The 19,562-nt window shown below is 53.4% G+C and carries 17 protein-coding genes; 10 read left to right on the plus strand and 7 right to left on the minus strand.

The genetic code is table 11. From position 1 onward, the window contains the following. Positions 1–78: 78 nt before the first annotated feature. From clpX to bolA, 4 genes are all read right to left on the minus strand, one after another. Complete coding sequence (gene clpX, locus O1722_RS18110; protein ID WP_015571275.1) at positions 79–1,353, minus strand: ATP-dependent protease ATP-binding subunit ClpX; 1,275 nt, start codon at positions 1,351–1,353, stop codon at positions 79–81. A 127-nt stretch (positions 1,354–1,480) separates the two neighbouring features. Then, entirely contained in the window at positions 1,481–2,104 is a 624-nt protein-coding gene (clpP, locus tag O1722_RS18115; protein WP_006809880.1) for an ATP-dependent Clp endopeptidase proteolytic subunit ClpP, read from the minus strand. Between the two features lie 260 nt (positions 2,105–2,364). Then, positions 2,365–3,663: a trigger factor gene (tig, locus tag O1722_RS18120; RefSeq protein ID WP_015571277.1), complete on the minus strand. Its 1,299-nt coding sequence runs from the start codon at positions 3,661–3,663 to the stop codon at positions 2,365–2,367. A gap of 331 nt (positions 3,664–3,994) precedes the next feature. Beyond that, entirely contained in the window at positions 3,995–4,312 is a 318-nt protein-coding gene (bolA, locus tag O1722_RS18125; protein WP_003859051.1) for a transcriptional regulator BolA, read from the minus strand. 303 nt (positions 4,313–4,615) lie between these two features. Here bolA and O1722_RS18130 point away from each other — a divergent pair, with 303 nt between their 5' ends. The 7 genes from O1722_RS18130 to cyoE all read left to right on the plus strand — a co-directional run bounded on the left by O1722_RS18130 (position 4,616) and on the right by cyoE (position 11,978). Continuing rightward, a complete protein-coding gene (locus O1722_RS18130) occupies positions 4,616–5,194 on the plus strand; it encodes a lipoprotein (protein ID WP_003859052.1) in 579 nt (192 codons plus the stop codon). A gap of 45 nt (positions 5,195–5,239) precedes the next feature. After that, entirely contained in the window at positions 5,240–6,715 is a 1,476-nt protein-coding gene (gene ampG / locus O1722_RS18135) for a muropeptide MFS transporter AmpG (RefSeq protein WP_017383190.1), read from the plus strand. Positions 6,716–7,193: 478 nt separating this feature from the next. Continuing rightward, positions 7,194–8,141 (plus strand): cytochrome o ubiquinol oxidase subunit II, encoded by a 948-nt coding sequence (gene cyoA, locus O1722_RS18140; protein WP_006809886.1) that lies wholly within the window; start codon positions 7,194–7,196, stop codon positions 8,139–8,141. Positions 8,142–8,157: 16 nt separating this feature from the next. Further along, positions 8,158–10,149 carry a cytochrome o ubiquinol oxidase subunit I gene (gene cyoB / locus O1722_RS18145; RefSeq protein ID WP_017383189.1) on the plus strand — a complete coding sequence of 664 codons (1,992 nt, stop codon included), beginning with the start codon at positions 8,158–8,160 and terminating at the stop codon, positions 10,147–10,149. Further along, positions 10,139–10,753 (plus strand): cytochrome o ubiquinol oxidase subunit III, encoded by a 615-nt coding sequence (locus O1722_RS18150; protein WP_003859057.1) that lies wholly within the window; start codon positions 10,139–10,141, stop codon positions 10,751–10,753. Before cyoB ends, O1722_RS18150 begins: the two co-directional genes overlap by 11 nt. Beyond that, entirely contained in the window at positions 10,753–11,079 is a 327-nt protein-coding gene (locus tag O1722_RS18155) for a cytochrome o ubiquinol oxidase subunit IV (RefSeq protein WP_006809888.1), read from the plus strand. Before O1722_RS18150 ends, O1722_RS18155 begins: the two co-directional genes overlap by 1 nt. Before the next feature lie 11 nt (positions 11,080–11,090). Further along, complete coding sequence (gene cyoE / locus O1722_RS18160; protein WP_017383188.1) at positions 11,091–11,978, plus strand: heme o synthase; 888 nt, start codon at positions 11,091–11,093, stop codon at positions 11,976–11,978. 40 nt (positions 11,979–12,018) lie between these two features. On the opposite strand, the gene fucU is transcribed toward cyoE, so the two are convergent. From fucU to fucI, 3 genes are read right to left on the minus strand one after another with little or no spacing between them, the layout of a single operon-like run. Next, the gene (gene fucU, locus O1722_RS18165; protein ID WP_033486678.1) at positions 12,019–12,447 is read right to left on the minus strand and encodes an L-fucose mutarotase; all 429 of its coding nucleotides are present in this window, start codon (positions 12,445–12,447) and stop codon (positions 12,019–12,021) included. Then, positions 12,440–13,843 (minus strand): L-fuculokinase, encoded by a 1,404-nt coding sequence (fucK, locus tag O1722_RS18170; protein WP_032620378.1) that lies wholly within the window; start codon positions 13,841–13,843, stop codon positions 12,440–12,442. The genes fucU and fucK overlap by 8 nt, the downstream gene beginning before the upstream one ends. A gap of 49 nt (positions 13,844–13,892) precedes the next feature. Further along, complete coding sequence (gene fucI, locus O1722_RS18175) at positions 13,893–15,671, minus strand: L-fucose isomerase (RefSeq protein WP_032671376.1); 1,779 nt, start codon at positions 15,669–15,671, stop codon at positions 13,893–13,895. 407 nt (positions 15,672–16,078) lie between these two features. Here fucI and O1722_RS18180 point away from each other — a divergent pair, with 407 nt between their 5' ends. The 3 genes from O1722_RS18180 to O1722_RS18190 are packed head-to-tail and all read left to right on the plus strand — an operon-like array spanning position 16,079 to position 19,561. After that, the gene (locus O1722_RS18180; RefSeq protein WP_017383184.1) at positions 16,079–17,578 is read left to right on the plus strand and encodes a sugar ABC transporter ATP-binding protein; all 1,500 of its coding nucleotides are present in this window, start codon (positions 16,079–16,081) and stop codon (positions 17,576–17,578) included. Between the two features lie 2 nt (positions 17,579–17,580). Then, positions 17,581–18,564 carry an ABC transporter permease gene (locus O1722_RS18185; RefSeq protein ID WP_017383183.1) on the plus strand — a complete coding sequence of 328 codons (984 nt, stop codon included), beginning with the start codon at positions 17,581–17,583 and terminating at the stop codon, positions 18,562–18,564. A gap of 46 nt (positions 18,565–18,610) precedes the next feature. Then, the gene (locus tag O1722_RS18190; RefSeq protein ID WP_000858088.1) at positions 18,611–19,561 is read left to right on the plus strand and encodes an ABC transporter substrate-binding protein; all 951 of its coding nucleotides are present in this window, start codon (positions 18,611–18,613) and stop codon (positions 19,559–19,561) included. Position 19,562 lies beyond the last annotated feature (1 nt).

Below are 19,562 nucleotides of genomic sequence, written 5' to 3' on the forward strand. Positions count from 1 at the left end.
CAACGCCATGAATACGGAAAAAGTAAAGGGGAGATAAAATCCCCCCTTTTTGATTAACTGATTGTATGAAATGGTGAATTATTCGCCAGATGCCTGCTGCGCTTCCGGTTTACCGTAAATCAGTAACGGCTTGGACTGGCCACCAATGACGGACTCGTCGATCACGACTTTTTCAACGTCTTCCATAGAAGGAAGATCGTACATCGTGTCGAGCAATGCTGCTTCTACGATAGAACGCAGGCCACGGGCACCGGTTTTACGCGCCATCGCTTTCTTGGCAATCGCGTCCAGTGCTTCGTCACGGAATTCCAGCTCAACGCCTTCCAGATTAAACAGCGCCTGATACTGCTTGGTCAGCGCGTTTTTCGGCTCTTTCAGGATCTGAATCAGCGCGTCTTCGCTCAGTTCGTTCAGGGTCGCCACAACCGGCAGACGGCCGATAAATTCCGGAATCAAACCGAATTTGATCAGATCTTCCGGTTCAACCTGCGCCAGCAGCTGGCCTTCGTTTGGTTTTTCAGACGTGGCTTTCACCGTTGCGCCAAAACCAATGCCGGAGCCGGTTTCCACACGGTGAGAGATCACTTTATCCAGGCCTGCAAACGCACCACCACAGATAAACAGGATCTTGGAGGTATCAACCTGCAAGAATTCCTGCTGCGGATGTTTACGCCCACCCTGCGGTGGAACAGCCGCAACCGTACCTTCGATCAGCTTCAGCAGCGCCTGCTGCACGCCCTCGCCCGAGACGTCACGGGTGATCGACGGGTTGTCTGATTTACGGGAGATTTTGTCGATCTCATCGATATAGACGATCCCGCGCTGGGCTTTCTGTACGTCGTAATCGCACTTCTGGAGCAGCTTCTGGATAATATTTTCAACGTCTTCACCCACATAACCGGCTTCGGTCAGGGTGGTGGCATCCGCCATGGTGAACGGAACATCCAGCAGGCGCGCCAGCGTTTCCGCCAGCAGGGTTTTACCAGAGCCCGTAGGCCCGATCAGCAGAATGTTACTTTTGCCCAGCTCTACGCCATTGCTGGTATCGCCGTTACGCAGACGTTTGTAGTGGTTGTATACCGCCACCGCCAGCACTTTTTTCGCCTGCTCCTGACCAATGACATAGTCATCCAGGTGGTGGCGAATCTCGTGTGGCGTTGGTAACGCGCTGCGCTCACGGTGCGGCGCGACTTCTTTAATCTCTTCGCGAATGATGTCGTTACATAAATCGACGCATTCGTCGCAGATATACACGGACGGCCCGGCAATCAGTTTACGCACTTCATGCTGGCTTTTGCCGCAAAAAGAGCAGTACAGCAGTTTGCCCGAACCATCTTTGCGTTTATCTGTCATGAGTCCAAACCTCTTTTTAAGTTCTATGTGCCGCACATGACGACGCAAATGCCATTCTCAGACGCAAGCTGCTTACAGGCAACGTTCCGCCCTACCTTAGTATAGCGGCACACTCGCGTCGCGGGCATCAATTACGATGGGTCAAAATGGAGTCGACTAAGCCGTACTCAACTGCCTCTGGTGCAGAGAGGAAGCGATCGCGCTCGGTATCGCGCTCGATCTGCTCGAGAGGTTGACCCGTATGCTGCGCCATAAGTTCATTCATGCGCGCTTTTACTTTCAGAATTTCTCGGGCGTGGATTTCAATATCCGTCGCCTGGCCCTGGTAACCACCCAGCGGCTGGTGAATCATCACGCGGGAGTTAGGCAGGCAGAAACGCTTACCTTTCGCCCCTGCGGTTAACAGGAAAGCACCCATGGATGCCGCCTGCCCCATACAGATGGTACTGACATCCGGCTTGATGAATTGCATGGTGTCATAAATTGACATGCCCGCCGTAATCACACCGCCTGGCGAGTTGATGTACAGGTAAATGTCTTTTTCCGGGTTTTCCGCTTCCAGGAACAGCATCTGCGCCACGATCAGGTTAGCCATATGGTCTTCCACCTGGCCGGTCAGAAAGATAACGCGTTCCTTGAGCAGACGGGAATAGATATCGAAAGAACGCTCACCGCGTGAGGTCTGTTCAATAACCATTGGCACCAGCGCCATATGGGGTGCAAAGTTATCTCGTTCGCCACTGTATGACATTTCCGTCTCCTGGTTCAAAATTGAAAACACCTGCTGTACTGATTGTAACCTTATGGACGGATTATCAGCCAGTCTCAATCATCGTGATTACATACTAATGGGGGTCGTCATGCCCTATTTCAAGCATAACAACGTTTTGTTGTAACGCTAACACTGAAAGGGCGTTTTAGCACCCTTCCAGGACTAAAGCTGTGATAAAAAAAACCCGTCGCCGGAGGGCAACGGGTTTTTTGTTCAAACTTTAAACCGTCGGGGCGAAATTACGCCTGCTGGTTCATCAGTTCGGTGAAAGAGGTCTCTTTTTCGGTCACTTTCGCTTTCGCCAGTACCGCTTCAACAGCCTGCTCTTCCAGTGCGACGTTGCGCATGTTGTCCATCAGCTCTTTGTTCTTACCGTAGAACTCGATCACTTCAGATGGATCTTCGTATGCAGAAGCCATCTCTTCGATCAGGCCTTTCACACGCTCTTCGTCAGCTTTCAGCTCGTGGGTACGAATCACTTCGCCCAGCAGCAGGCCGACAACAACGCGACGTTTCGCTTGCTCTTCGAACAGCTCGCGTGGCAGTTCCATCGCTTGCTGCTGGTTGCCACCGAAGCGTTGTGCAGCCTGACGGCGCAGAACGTCGATTTCGCTGTCGATCAGGGCAGCAGGAACGTCGATGTCGTTCGCTTTCACCAGACCTTCAATCGCCTGAGACTTCACGCGGTTACGTACAGCGCCGTTCAGCTCGCGCTCCATATTTTTACGCACTTCGGTACGCAGGCCCGCAACAGAACCATCTTCCACGCCGAAACGCTTGATGAATTCTTCGGTCAGTTCTGGCAGTTCGCGCTCTTCCACTTTCTTCAGGTTGATAACGAACTTCGCTGCTTTACCTTTCAGGTTTTCAGCGTGGTATTCTTCAGGGAAGGTCACGTCAATGGTGAACTCTTCGCCCGCTTTGTGGCCTTTGATACCGTCTTCGAAGCCTGGGATCATACGACCCTGGCCCATCGCCAGTACGAAGTCAGACGCTTTACCGCCTTCGAACTCTTCGCCGTCTACAGAACCGGTGAAGTCGATGGTTACGCGGTCTTCCGCGTCAACAGCGCCTTCTTTCTCTTTCCAGTTCGCCTGCTGCTTGCGCAGGGTATCCAGCATGCCGTCAACGTCTTCGTCAGTCACGGAAACGATCGGTTTTTCAACTTCGATAGATTCCAGACCTTTCAGCTCAACTTCCGGGTACACTTCGAACTCTACGGAGTAGGTGAAGTCTTCGCCCTGCTTGTATTCACCTGGAACGTAGTTCGGCGCGCCGGCTGGATTGATTTTTTCTTTGATGATCGCGTCGATAAAGTTGCGGCTCATCAGTTCACCCAGCACATCCTGACGCACGGAAGCGCCATAACGCTGAGCAACAACATTCATTGGTACTTTGCCCTTGCGGAAGCCGTCAATACGTACTTTTTTTGCTACGTTGACCAGCTCGCTTTTCACAGCAGTTTCGATGCTGTCAGCAGCGATAGTAATCGTTACACGGCGGCCAAGGCCTTGAGTGGTTTCAACTGAAACTTGCATCTTGTTACCTCAAAAAAATCACAGTGCTCGGTCAACTCTGAATCTGTCTGTTATACCGGGATGCTCTCTTATGTGCAGATTCACATTCCCTGTCGCCAGAATCATCCCGAAGACATTCAATAAGACGCGGCATTATAGCGGCATCACTTAGGTGAGTCGAGAACGGTTGGAGCATGTTGCTGCGGCTTTTTTCACACTTTAAGGCTATTTTTAGCCTTAAAAACGCGCCATCCGCTCAAAACTCAGACAAAACAAAACGGCCCGAAGGCCGTTTTGACGAAATCTGTAAGCAACATACTGGAAAAACTCCGGCGGTTGCAAATCCGATTTATCAGGCGATGGTGCCTGCACCCCGGCAAGGCGGTGATGCGAATACCGTATCCTGTAGCCCTTCCCATTCCTTAATGGTGTAGGTATGCAGCGCCAGCGCATGTACGGTTGTGGAGAGTTCTTCCGTCAAGGTGCTGTAGATCAAGCGGTGTCGGTTCAGGAAACGTTCTCCCGTGAAGCGATCGCTGACCAGAACCACTTTAAAGTGGCTTTCAGAACCTGCCGGCACGTTATGACGATAGCTTTCGTCGACAACTTCGAGAAACACAGGGTTGAACGCTGCCCTTAATTTTTCTTCTATCTGTTCACGTATCATCATGAAATCACTCCTCCGACAACGCTAAGGTGTCACCCATCCCTTTAAATATTAGCCGCTTTTACCGGTTCCATTACACCTTGACAACAAATATTTAGCTTTCGTCTGATTTTCTCATCCAAACGAATGAAGTTCACTATGAGGTTCATACGTTTTGTCACTTACAGGCAGAGAAAAGCGGAAAGGTGGTCAGTTTTCGGACAAGGCGATGAATTTACATGCGTTGACCACTTCCCCTGGCCGTTAGCGATGTTATGATGGCGGCAATTTTTCTCTCTTTGCTTACGATTCGTTGAGAACCCGAAAATGTTAAAAAAACTCTTCTTTCCGTTGGTAGCACTCTTTATGCTCGCCGGCTGCGCGACTCCGCCGACGACCATTGACGTTTCACCAAAAATTACCCTGCCTCAGCAGGATCCAAGCCTGATGGGCGTCACAGTCAGCATTAATGGCGCCGATCAGCGTCAGGACCAGGCGCTGGCGAAAGTGACTCGCGACAACCAGCAGGTCACGCTGACCGCCTCCCGCGACCTGCGCTTCCTGTTGCAGGAAGTGCTGGAAAAACAGATGACCTCCCGTGGCTACATGATTGGCCCAAGCGGCGCGGTTGATCTGCAAATCATCGTGAACAACCTGTACGCTGACGTCTCCCAGGGTAACGTTCGCTACAACATTGCGACCAAAGCCGATATCGCCATCATTGCTACCGCGAAGAACGGCAATAAAATGAACAAAAACTACCGTGCAAGCTATTCCGTTGAAGGCGCATTCCAGGCCTCCAACAAAAATATCGCTGACGCGGTTAACAGTGTGCTGACTGACACCATTGCCGACATGGCACAGGACACCAGCATTCACGACTTCATCAAGCAGAACGCCCGTTAATCCTGCTGACTGACCCGGTGCTTCACCGGGTCAGTTCATAAGAACATGTCCAGTCACTACTTACGTATTTTCCAGCAACCGAAATCAGCTATTCTGCTGATCCTTGGTTTCGCCTCCGGTTTACCCCTTGCGCTCACCTCCGGCACGTTACAGGCGTGGATGACGGTTGAGAACATCGATCTTAAAACCATTGGTTTCTTCTCGCTCGTCGGCCAGGCTTACGTCTTTAAGTTCCTGTGGTCGCCGGTGATGGATCGCTATACCCCACCGTTCCTCGGGCGCCGTCGCGGCTGGTTAGTGATGACGCAGGTGCTGCTGTTGCTGGCCATTGCCGCAATGGGTTTCCTTGAGCCGTCAACACAGCTGCGCTGGATGGCCGCGCTTGCGGTGGTCATCGCCTTCTGCTCCGCTTCGCAGGACATTGTTTTTGACGCCTGGAAGACGGACGTCCTGCCAGCAGAAGAGCGTGGCGCCGGTGCGGCAATTAGCGTGCTTGGCTACCGCCTGGGTATGCTGGTTTCCGGCGGGCTGGCCCTCTGGCTTGCCGACCGCTATCTCGGCTGGCAGGGAATGTACTGGCTGATGGCCGCTCTGCTGATCCCCTGCATTATTGCCACGCTATTCGCGCCTGAACCGAGCGATGTGATTCCGGTCCCCCGCTCGCTGGAGCAGGCCGTCGCCGCACCGCTCCGCGACTTCTTTGGTCGCAATAATGCCTGGCTGATCCTGCTGCTGATTGTCCTTTATAAGCTTGGCGACGCTTTCGCCATGAGTCTGACCACCACCTTCCTGATCCGCGGCGTCGGGTTTGATGCGGGCGAAGTCGGCGTGGTGAACAAAACCCTGGGACTGTTTGCCACGATCGTCGGCGCGCTGTACGGCGGTGTATTGATGCAGCGCCTGACGCTGTTCCGCGCTCTGCTGATCTTCGGCATCCTTCAGGGCGCATCGAATGCCGGTTACTGGCTGCTGTCGATCACCGACAAGCATATGATCAGCATGGCGACGGCGGTATTCTTTGAAAACCTGTGTGGCGGTATGGGCACTGCGGCATTTGTCGCCCTGCTGATGACGCTGTGCAATAAGTCATTTTCCGCCACCCAATTTGCGCTACTGTCTGCCCTTTCTGCCGTCGGGCGCGTATACGTTGGCCCCGTCGCGGGCTGGTTTGTTGAAGCTCACGGCTGGCCGACGTTTTATCTCTTCTCGGTGGTGGCGGCGGTGCCGGGGATTTTATTGCTGCTGGTCTGTCGCCAGACGCTGGAATATACCCAGCGGACGGAACACTTCATGCCGCGCACGGAATATCAGGCTGCCTATCGGTTTGCCCTGCGTCTGCTGATGGCTGGTTGTCTTGCGCTGGTAGTGTGGCTCGCGGTACTCATCTTGAATGCGACGACCACCTTGTCGCTTCCGTTTGAAACCCAGCTGCTTGATGCAGGGGTGTTACTCGCCATCGTGGGTATCCTGACCGGTGGGATGCTGGATTTCATGTCATTGCGGAAAACGCAGATGACATGAAGTAAAAAGCGAAAGGTTATTTCCCGTTGTAATAACGACACGAAATTATAACGGCGAAATAACCGCCATCGGCAAAAAAAATATTTGTTGTTTTGTGCGGGATAGCATTCGGAAATTATTGGAGCTTATTTCGCTACGCTATTTTCCGTTAAACGATTCAGCATTCGAAAGATTGAATTTTCGTTTTTTAGTTGTCTTTTTATTGATAATTAATTGTTAATTATTTGTATATTTTTCACAATGGTTATACCAATTGTCCCTTTTGCGGTATGCTGGGGCACCCTTTCGTTATAACGCCCGCTCCGTGCGGCTTCCCCCGGAAAACGCGACATAATTTGCAACACTTGTGACATGTGCGGCAGAACCCGGTAACACCTTCCTGACACAGGGCTAATGATGTTTACAGTAATGTAACCTTCCCGTAAAATGCCCCCACACTTTAAACGCCACCAGACTCCCGTGGAATTGAGGTCGTTAAATGAGACTCAGGAAATACAATAAAAGTTTGGGATGGTTGTCATTATTCGCAGGCACTGTATTACTCAGTGGCTGCGATTCTGCACTACTAGACCCCAAAGGACAGATTGGACTGGAACAACGTTCATTGATACTGACGGCTTTTGGCCTGATGTTGATTGTGGTTATTCCTGCCATCTTGATGGCTGTTGGTTTCGCCTGGAAGTATCGTGCGAGCAATAAAGATGCGAAGTATAGCCCTAACTGGTCACACTCCAATAAAGTGGAAGCTGTGGTCTGGACGGTACCTATTCTGATCATCCTGTTCCTTGCTGTACTGACCTGGAAAACCACTCACGCACTTGAGCCGAGCAAACCGCTGGTTCACGATGAAAAACCTATTACCATTGAAGTGGTCTCCATGGACTGGAAATGGTTCTTCATCTATCCAGAACAGGGCATTGCTACCGTGAATGAAATCGCCTTCCCGGCGAACACTCCGGTTCAGTTCAAAGTGACCTCCAACTCCGTAATGAACTCCTTCTTCATCCCACGTCTGGGCAGCCAGATTTACGCGATGGCCGGTATGCAGACTAACCTGCACCTGATCGCGAATGAAGCAGGCACCTACGACGGTATCTCCGCCAGCTATAGTGGCCCGGGCTTCTCGGGTATGAAGTTCAAAGCTATCGCTACGCCAGACCGCGCGACTTTCGACCAGTGGGTTGCAAAAGCGAAGCAGTCTCCAAACACCATGTCTGACATGGCGGCGTTCGAAAAAGTGGCTGCACCTAGCGAATACAACAAGGTGGAGTACTTCTCTAACGTGAAACCGAATCTGTTCAAAGACGTTATTGGCAAATTTATGGATCACGGCATGAGCATGGACATGACCCAGCCTGAAGGCGAGCACAACACGCACCAGGGTATGGAAGGCATGGACATGAGCCACGCGGAAACCGCTCACTAAGGGGCCGAGGAAGAAAATGTTCGGAAAATTGACACTGGATGCAGTGCCCTACCATGAACCGATTATTATGGTTACGGTGGCTGCAATTATCATTGGTGGCGCGGCCTTAGTTGGCCTGATCACTTACTTCGGTAAGTGGAGCTACCTGTGGAATGAGTGGCTGACTTCGGTTGACCACAAAAAACTCGGTATCATGTACTGCATCGTCGGTATCGTCATGTTAATTCGTGGCTTTGCGGATGCAATCATGATGCGTAGCCAGCAGGCGCTTGCGTCTGCGGGCGAAGCCGGCTTCCTGCCACCGCACCACTACGATCAGATCTTTACCGCCCACGGCGTTATCATGATCTTCTTCGTGGCGATGCCGCTGGTAATCGGTCTGATGAACGTGGTCGTTCCGCTGCAAATCGGCGCGCGCGACGTTGCGTTCCCGTTCCTGAACAACCTGAGCTTCTGGTTCACGGTTGTCGGCGTTATCCTGGTTAACCTGTCACTGGGTGTGGGCGAATTTGCTCAGACCGGCTGGCTGGCCTACCCGCCGCTGTCGGGAATTGAGTACAGTCCGGGCGTGGGCGTTGACTACTGGATTTGGGCGCTTCAGCTCTCCGGTGTCGGTACCACCCTGACCGGTATTAACTTCTTCGTGACCATCCTGAAGATGCGTGCACCAGGTATGACGATGTTCAAGATGCCAGTATTTACCTGGGCATCTCTGTGCGCCAACGTCCTGATTATCGCGTCGTTCCCAATTCTGACCGTCACCATCGCGCTGCTGACCCTGGATCGCTATCTGGGTACCCATTTCTTCACGAATGATATGGGTGGCAACATGATGATGTACATCAACCTGATTTGGGCCTGGGGTCACCCGGAAGTGTACATCCTGGTTCTGCCGGTGTTCGGTGTGTTCTCCGAAATCGCGGCAACCTTCTCGCGTAAACGCCTGTTTGGTTACACCTCTCTGGTGTGGGCAACCGTATGTATTACCGTCCTGTCGTTCATCGTCTGGCTGCACCACTTCTTCACCATGGGTGCGGGTGCCAACGTAAACGCCTTCTTCGGTATTACCACCATGATTATCGCGATCCCGACCGGGGTTAAGATCTTCAACTGGCTGTTCACCATGTACCAGGGTCGTATCGTGTTCCACTCAGCTATGCTGTGGACCATCGGCTTCATCGTGACCTTCTCCGTAGGTGGGATGACCGGCGTACTGCTGGCGGTACCAGGTGCTGACTTCGTTCTGCACAACAGTCTGTTCCTGATTGCGCACTTCCATAACGTTATCATCGGTGGCGTGGTCTTCGGCTGCTTCGCTGGTGTAACCTACTGGTGGCCAAAAGCGTTCGGTTTCACCCTGAACGAAAAATGGGGTAAACGCGCGTTCTGGTTCTGGATCATCGGCTTCTTCGTGGCGTTTATGCCGCTGTACGTGCTGGGCTTCATGGGGATGACCCGTCGTCTGAGCCAGCAGATCGATCCGCAGTTCCACCCAATGCTGATGGTTGCAGCGGGCGGCGCAGCGCTGATTGCCTGCGGTATTCTGTGCCAGCTGATTCAGTACTACGTGTCTATCCGTGACCGTAACCTGAACCGCGACCTGACCGGTGACCCGTGGGGTGGCCGTACGCTGGAGTGGGCGACCTCTTCTCCGCCTCCGTTCTATAACTTTGCCGTAGTGCCGCACATTCACGAGCGTGATGCATTCTGGGAAATGAAAGAAAAAGGTGAAGCGTACAAGCAACCTGAGCATTACGAAGAGATCCATATGCCGAAAAACAGCGCCGCGGGCATGGTTATTGCCGCTTTCGCAACGGTATTTGGTTTCGCAATGATCTGGCACATCTGGTGGATGGCGATTGTTGGCTTCGCTGGCATCGTAATCAGCTGGATTGTGAAGAGCTTTGACGAGGACGTGGACTACTACGTACCAGTCCGTGAAGTTGAAAAGCTGGAAAACCAGCATTTTGACGAGATTTCTAAAGCGGGGCTGAAAAATGGCAACTGATACTCTGGCGCACTCAACTGCCCACGCGCATGAACATGCGCACCATGATACAGGACCGACGAAAGTCTTCGGTTTCTGGATCTACCTGATGAGCGACTGCATCCTGTTCTGCTGTCTGTTCGCAACCTATGCCGTTCTGGTGAACGGCACAGCGGGCGGCCCGACCGGTAAGGACATCTTTGAACTGCCGTTCGTTCTGGTTGAAACCGCACTGCTGTTATTCAGCTCCATCACCTACGGCATGGCGGCTATCGCCATGTACAAAAACAACAAGAGCCAGGTTGTCTCCTGGCTGGCGTTGACCTGGCTGTTTGGTGCTGGCTTTATCGGGATGGAAATCTATGAATTCCATCACCTGATCATGGAAGGTTTCGGCCCGGATCGTAGCGGCTTCCTGTCAGCGTTCTTCGCGCTGGTAGGCACCCACGGTCTGCACGTGACCTCGGGTCTGATCTGGATGGCGGTGCTGATGTTCCAGATCTCCCGTCGCGGCCTGACCAGTACTAACCGTACCCGTATTATGTGCCTGAGCCTGTTCTGGCACTTCCTGGACGTGGTATGGATCTGTGTGTTCTCTGTTGTCTATCTGATGGGGGCGATGTAATGAGTCATTCTAACGATCATGGCGCTTCCCACGGCAGCGTAAAAACCTACATGACAGGTTTCATCCTGTCGATCATTCTGACGGTGATCCCGTTCTGGATGGTGATGAACGGTTCTGCATCTAAGCCGGTTATCCTGGGCGCAATCCTGGTGACCGCGGTGATTCAGATTCTGGTGCATCTGGTTTGCTTCCTGCACATGAACACCAAGTCCGATGAAGGCTGGAACATGACGGCCTTTATCTTTACCGTGATTATCATCGCTATCCTGGTAGTCGGTTCCATCTGGATTATGTGGAACCTTAACTACAACATGATGGTTCACTAAGAGCGGCGAGTATGTTTAAGCAATACCTGCAAGTCACGAAACCAGGCATCATCTTTGGCAACCTGATCTCCGTAATCGGAGGGTTCCTGCTGGCCTCTAAAGGCAGCATTGATTACACCCTCTTTATTTACACGCTGGTCGGTGTGTCACTGGTGGTTGCGTCCGGTTGTGTATTTAACAACTACATCGACATGGATATCGACAAGAAGATGGAAAGGACCAAAAATCGGGTGCTGGTTAAAGGCCTGATTGCTCCTTCCGTCTCGCTGGTGTACGCCACCTTGCTGGGTATTGCTGGCTTTATGCTGCTGTGGTTTGGTGCTAACCCGCTGGCCTGCTGGCTGGGGGTGATGGGGTTCGTGGTGTATGTGGGCGTCTACAGCCTGTATATGAAACGTCACTCCGTCTACGGCACGCTGATTGGTTCTCTCTCCGGCGCGGCGCCGCCGGTGATTGGCTACTGCGCCGTCACGAACGAGTTCGACAGCGGTGCGCTCATCCTGCTGGCTATCTTTAGCCTGTGGCAGATGCCGCACTCCTACGCCATCGCGATTTTCCGCTTTAAGGATTATCAGGCGGCGAACATTCCGGTTCTGCCGGTCGTGAAAGGCATTTCGGTTGCCAAGAACCACATCACGCTCTACATCATCGCTTTTGCCGTGGCAACGCTGATGCTCTCTCTGGGCGGTTACGCCGGATATAAATATCTGGTGGTAGCAGCTGCGGTGAGCGTATGGTGGCTCGGCATGGCCCTGCGCGGTTATAAAGTGGAAGATGACAAGGTCTGGGCACGCAAGCTGTTTGTGTTCTCGATTGTCGCCATCACCTCACTGTCCGTGATGATGTCCGTAGACTTCATGGTGCCAGATTCACAACACCTGCTGACTTACGTCTGGTAAGAAGACTGATGTAAAAACGCCGGGTTTAGCCCGGCGTTTTTTATTGGTACGGCGTAACCCCTTTCTTTAACAGTATATTGCCGTATTTCGCGGTCTCGCCCGTCACCACGATGGCGTACGCTTTCTGTGCCCGCGCATAAAACGCATAACGGTCAATACGCGTAATCCCCTCCCCTCCCGCCTCACCAAAGAGTGCGTTGCGATAGCGCGCTTCTACCTGTATATCGAGCGTATCCCCGTCGACAGGGGCCATCATCACCAGCGGTGGCGCATAGCTGTCCAGTTCAAACAGCGGTATCACCGCGGCCAGCAAATCGCTGATGAGCAGGCCATCTGCGCGGATCGTCTTTGGCCCCAGGCTGTGCGCGGGAAAGTGAGCATCTGCAAAAATAATCTCGTCACCATGACCCATTTCTGCCAGCGTTTTCAGCAGCTCGGGTGAAATCAGAGGGGATATCGTTTTAAGCACAAGGTTGCTCCTCAGGATAGAAATAACGGTAACGATAGTGGACCCGATCGCGAGCAGCCTCAGCGCTGGCCGTTTCTCCGACGCCCCACCATCCGTACAAAGACGCCCCCAGCACGGTCGTATCAGCCTCTTCAAGAACCTTCACCGGGATCCCAAGCGCATTGGACTTGAGCTGATTCCACAGCATATTGCGGCTACCTCCCCCCACCAGCAGGAGTTCACGCGCCTTAAATTGCGCGATCGCCTCCAGCGCCAGGCATTTTTCTTGCAGATGCACCGTGAGTCCTTCCAGGGCTGCGCGGTAAAAATGGGCTGGCGTTGTGGTGAGCGTAACGCCCTGCCAGCCGGCGAGTGGAGAATCGAGCAGTTGGGTATTCATCGTGACGCCATCCGCGCCGTTCGGAATTGCCGCCGCCTGAGCCAGAATAGTGTCCCAGTCGGTACCAGGCGACCAGAACAGCGCGCGGATCCACTCCAGTACGCCAGACGCCAGATATTGCATTCCCGGATTATAAAGCCCCGTCCGGCTATCCAGTTCGCAGGTCGCACCCGGGTATTGCCCCAGTAAAGCGGTATCAACCTGCGAGGTGCGCGCCATTAAAATCTCCCAGGTACCCGAAGAGAGAACTGGCTCATTAATTCCCGCCCCGGCGCCAAAAAGGGCAAACTGCGTGTCGTGCCCGGCGGAGATCACCGGCACACCGCAAGGCAATCCGAGCCTGGATGCAGCGTCGGGCCGCAATTCACCAATCCTTTCTCCGGGGGAAACCAGCGGCGGGAAAAGGGAATGAGGCACGCCGATCTTGCTTAAGATCGTTTCACTGAAGCGCTGCTGATGCAGATCGAACATCTGACTGGTACCGGCCATCGTGAGATCGGTCGTCATCTTTCCGGTCAGGCGATGGTTGATTAGCGAGGAGATAAAAAGCCAGGCGTGAGCACGCTGTAACAGATCGGGATGGTTGTCCTGAAGCCAGCCTAGCTTATACAACGTGTTAAAACTAAACTGCCCAACGCCGGTAATCTGCTGTAGTTCTGCCGGGGAGCATGAACGGGCAACCGCTTCCATCACCGGCACGGTTCGCGGGCACTTCCAGCTGATGATGGGGTAAAGCAGTTCTCCCCGCTCATCTACCAGTGCGCCATCCACGCCAAAGGTCGTCACACTCATTCCGCACAGGTGATGCTCGCTCAGCGCTGCGCTGATTTTCTGACAACAGACGGCAAACCGTTGCATGATGGCGTCGAGCGACCACTGGTGCCAGGCCGGATTTTCAGCGGCGCTTTCGCTTTCGTTCGCCACCGCGGCGCGCGCCACAATATTCCCTTCGGGATCCAGCGCAATGGCGCGCACGTTCGTCGCGCCACAATCGAGAACCAGAAAACATTTTTTCATCGCGGTCCCCACAGGCTGCCAGCCCGCCGGAGCAGGCTGGCAGGCCGGATTAATGTTTGTATAACGGTCCGTAATTTTCACAGGCGCGGTAATCCTGCCCTTCCGGATCCATACCGTGAGCGCCCCAGGCCGTCGGCCGATAAATCAGCGCCTCCGGTACGTTATGCATGCATACAGGGATGCGCAGCATGGACGCCAGGGTGATGAAATCAGCGCCGACGTGCCCGACGGTTAATACCCCGTGGTTAGCGCCCCAGTTCGCCATCACTGAATAGACGTCGCTGAACGGGCCTTTACCGGTCAGGCGTGGGGCAAACCAGGTGGTGGGCCAGGTTGAATCGGTGCGCTTATTCAGAATGTCATGTACGTGTTCCGGCAGCTCAACACTCCAGCCTTCCGCTATCTGTAATACCGGACCCACACCCTTGATGAGGTTTACGCGGGTCATGGTAAATGGCACGCCACCCCGGGTGAGGAAGTTTGATGAGAAACCGCCCCCGCGGAAGTATTCATGCACCGCCGGACACCAGTGGGTTGCGGCCAGGCACGCGTTGGCTTCCTGCTCAGTAATGTCCCAGTGTGGTTTCAGGGTCGGTTTCCCCTCGGCGTCTTTCTGCTCCGCTGTACCGTCCAGCGCCGCCGAGCCGGAGTTGATCAGATGAATAATGCCGTGCTCAGCCCGTCCAGTGAGCTTCTGGCCGGAAACACGCTCAACCGACTCCGGCGACCAGTAGGTGCGTACATCAGCAAAAATCTGCGCGGTGCCGGTCATCAGATGCCCAAACAGCATCGCTACCCCGTTAAGGCTGTCATTTTCCGTCGCCACTACCAACGGCTGGCGAATACCGTTCCAGTCGAAAGAGCTGTTCAGCAGCGCCTCTGCGGTATCGCCATTTGGATACTGATCCGTCCAGTGGCGCTGCCCCTGGAAACCGGACGCAATGGCGTTATAGCCCAGCGATTCCTCCACGCGGCCCATCGCAGCGAGTTTAGGGTTGCCCTGCATCATGTCGCGGATGCACATCGCCATTAGCAGGCTCTCCCGCAGGATCGCGGCATTTTCCTGTTCATTGCGACGATACTGCTCTGCGTTTTTATCCTCGCCGAAACGGAAATGTGCCTTCGCCCAGCTCAGGGCCAGCTCAAGTTCTTGCTCGTCGTAAATCTTATGATCGATGCGGCGACGCAGTTCGGTCATATCCACCGCCTGCACCTTCATCCCCAGCCAGGATTCAAAGAAGTTGTGATCGACAATCGAGCCCGCGATCCCCATTGAGACACCGCCCACCGACAGATAACTTTTCCCCTTCATGCTGGCGACCGCCAGGCCCGCCCGGGCGAAGCGCAACAATTTTTCCTCAACGTCTGCCGGGATGGTCTCGTCGCCCGCATCCTGTACATCGTGGCCGTAAATGGAAAACGCCGGGATCCCTTTCTGGTTATGCGCTGCCAGCGCCGCTGCGAGGTATACCGCCCCCGGACGCTCGGTGCCATTAAAGCCCCAGATCGCTTTCGGGCGCAGCGGATCCATATCAATGGTTTCACTCCCGTAACACCAGCAGGGGGTGATGGTGATCGTCAGACCAACGTGGCACGTGCTGAACTTCTCTTCGCAAGCGGCGGATTCCGCCATTCCGGCAATGCAGCTGTCGGCAATTACGCACTCTACGGGCGTACCGCAGGGGTGGCGTAATTTTTCACTAAGTAGCGCCGCCGTGGCTTTCGCCATGTTCATGGTCTGCTCTTCCAGAGACTCACGTACGCCCATTCGGCGACCATCAATAACAGGTCGAATGCCAATCCGGGGTAACGCTTTTATCGTTTTCATAGCCCTTCCTCACGTTGGTTAACCTATCCGTCTCAGGGGCATAGCCGTGAAAAAGCGCCCGGGCAGCACCGTGAACGGAAAGCGGTGAAATTTGCTAACTCGAATTAGCTTAGGGTTCTCACTAAAAATGAGACAAGATAAATGTGCAGAATCTGTGAGCAGTTTCACGATGAGAGGTCAAAATTCGATCAGCGTCAGGTATTACGATTCAGCAAAAACTAAACATACCGTTTAAATTCAATTAAATAACAAAATACCTTTGCACGACGTCACAATTTGAATACAAATGATTTGGCTAAATTATGACCCTAAAATAGCTTTTAAGGACGAATGCTAAGTCGAGTTAGCTTAATAACTAAATCACTGTGGCTTGTGATTCATTGCCTTTCCAACACAGGAATTTTGCAATGTCAGAGACTCTTATTCAGATGACGCGCATCACCAAACGCTTTCCCGGCGTGCTGGCGCTGAATCAGGTTGATTTCGATTTACGCCGCGGCGAAGTTCATGCCCTGTTAGGTGAAAACGGTGCCGGCAAATCGACGCTGATGAAAATATTATCCGGTGTTTACCAACCCGATTCCGGTGAAATTCGCTTTGAAGGGCAATCCGTATCATTCAGCGATCCGCTAAGTGCTCAGCACGCAGGTATTACGATTATCCATCAGGAATTTAATCTCTTTCCCGATTTAACCGTGGAAGAGAATATCTTTATTGGCCGTGAATTCTGCAAAAATAGTCGCTGGCAGTTAGATAAACGCGCCCAGCGACAGGCGGTTGAGAAAATACTGCACACGCTGAATTTAAAAATCGCCCCGGACGCCCGCGTCAGTGAATTAACCGTAGCCCAGCAGCAGATGGTGGAAATTGCCAAAGCGATTTCGGTCAATGCCAAAGTGCTAATCATGGATGAACCCACCGCCGCGCTGACCGAAAGTGAAATCGAGAGTTTGTTTGACGTCACGCGGATGCTCAAGGCTCAGGGCACGGGGATAGTCTACATCTCGCACCGTCTGGAAGAATTGGCGCTGATCGCCGATCGCGCGACCGTCATGCGCGACGGACAATACATCGCCACCGTAGATTATGAAACGGTTCAGATCGGCGAGCTTATCGCCATGATGGTTGGCCGCAATCTCGATAACATCTACCCAAAACGCCCGCCGCATCAGCGCAGAGAAAAAGTGCTGGAGGTGAATGGCCTGACGCGAAATGGTGTACTGCACGACATCAACTTTACCCTCTGGCGCGGCGAGATCCTCGGCCTCGCTGGCTTAATGGGCGCAGGCCGAACGGAACTGGGCCGGGCCCTGTTTGGCGCCGATGCGATCGACGCCGGTACCCTGACGCTGAACGGCACCCCCACACGGATTAAAGACGTGGCTGACGCCATTGAGAAAGGCATCAGCTATTTAACAGAAGACCGCAAAAAAGAGGGACTCGCCCTCGGCCTTTCCGTTGAGATGAACATTATGCTCGGCAATTACCCGGACTACGCCGGCGCCGCGGGTAATGTCGATGAAAAACGCTGCCGGGAGTCCAGTCAGAAACTGGTGGATGCGCTGCGAATAAAAACGCCGCATCTGGAACAGGCGGCACTGAATTTGAGCGGCGGTAATCAACAGAAGATCATTATTGCCCGCTGGGTCTGTAAAGATACCGATATTTTAATTTTTGATGAGCCAACCCGGGGAATTGATGTTGGCGCCAAGCTGGAAATTTATGAACTAATGAACCGCCTTGTCGCTAAAGGTAAATCGATCATCATGATTTCATCCGAACTGCCGGAAGTATTAGGAATGTGCGACCGCATACTTGTGATGCGCAGCGGCCACATTGCCGGCGAAATAGAGGCTGAGCACGCCACCCAGGAAAAAATCATGCAATACGCCACGCTGGAGGATTAATCATGTCCGTTACCGTTCCATCGCCGCAAAGCGGAAGTCATACGATGAAAATAAATAAAGCGCTCCTGATGCGTCTGGCGCCTCTTTTTAGCCTGGTATTGCTGGTTCTGTTTTTCAGCTTCAGCTCACCGTTCTTCTTTAATACTGAAAATATCATGACTATCGCCCTGCAAACGGCGGTGATTGGCATCATGGCCATTGGCGTAACCTTTGTGATTATTACCGCCGGGATCGACCTGTCGCTCGGATCGGTGGTGGCGTTCTCAGGGGTTGCGGTGGGCATCGCCGCCGGGTTTGGTATGCCGCTGCCGGTCTGTATTCTGGCAGGCGTGCTCGCCGGCGGGCTTTGCGGCTATGTGAACGCGTTTCTGGTCACCAAAATGACCATACCACCGTTTATTGCCACCCTCGGCTTAATGATGTCGGTACGCGGCATCAATATGGTGATGACCGATGGCCGCGCGATTTATTTTTCTGACTACCCGCAGTTCAAGCTGCTAGCGCAGGGTCGCCTGTTCGACGTCCTGCCTTACCCGGTGTTCTACCTGGTCATCGTGGCACTGATCGCCATGTGGATCCTGAAGAAAACGGTGATGGGCCGCTATATCTACGCTGTCGGCAGCAATGAAACGGCGGCACATCTTTCCGGGATCAAAGTCCAGCGAGTGAAAATTTTCGTTTACGCCTTATGCGGCCTGTTAACCGGCGTGGCCGGGGTGATCCTCGCCTCTCGTCTCAATTCAGGCCAGCCAACCGTAGGCGTGGGTTATGAGCTGGAAGCCATTGCGGCGGTAGTGATCGGCGGTACCAGTCTGATGGGCGGCGTGGGCACGATTGGCGGCACCATCATAGGCGCGTTCATTATGAGCGTGCTGAAAAACGGCCTCAATCTCATGGGCGTGTCCCAGTTCTGGCAGATGGTGGCGATGGGCGTGGTCGTCGTTGCCGCCGTCTACCTGGACACGTTACGTAAAAGAATGCGTTAGGTTCTCGATACAACAAGCCCTGCCAACCCTACAACGGAGCAAAATAATGAAAACCAGCCATATCCTGAGCGCCCTGTCGCTCGTTGCCATCCTGTCCAGCAGCGCGCTGGCAAAAGATTTAAACCTGCCGGTAGTCAGTAAAGGTTACCAGCACGAATTCTGGCAGACGGTCAAAATGGGGACGGAAGCTGCCGCAAAAGAGTTGGGTGACAAAACCAGCTACGTTGGCCCTGCCGATGAAACGCAAATCGCCGAGCAGATCCAGTTAGTCGAAAACACCATGGCACAAAAGCCAAACGGCCTGTTGCTGGCCGCGCTTGATGCAAACGCCCTTGCCCCGCTGGTCGAAACCGCCAACAGCCGGGGGATCAAAGTGGTGACCTTCGACTCGGGCGTGAACTCCGATATCCCGGCCAGCTTTGTCGCCACCAATAACCGTAAGGCGGGCGCACAGGCTGCGGATGCGCTGGCGGAGCAGGTAGGCCAGAAGGGGAAAGTGGGTATTATCGCCCACGTAGCCGGAACGACGTCCGCCATTGAGCGCTCTGAAGGATTCAGCGAGCGAATGAAAGAGAAGTACCCGAATATTCAGGTACTGCCGGTGCAATATAGCGATGGCGACCCGCAAAAAGCGATGGATAAAACCATTGATATGGTTCAGGCCAACCCGGATATCGCCGGTATTTATGCCACCAACGAAGGCTCAACCCTGGGCGTTGCGAACGCTATCGACAGCCAGAATCTGAAGGGCAAAGTGAAAGTCATCGGTTTTGACAGCACCGAAGCCATCATTAACTTCCTCAAAAACGGCGTGATTCAGGGCTTCGTGGTGCAGGACGCGTACCAGATTGGTTATCAGGGCATAAAGGCGCTGAACGCGGTGATTTCCGGACAGACGGTGGCTAAGGAAATTGATATTCCAGTGAAATATGTCAATGCGCAGAATATCAACACCCCTGAAATTGATAAACTGTTACATCCGTTTGGTAAAAAATAAG

This window comes from Enterobacter cloacae complex sp. HYC003_NIDB, assembly GCF_056673375.1.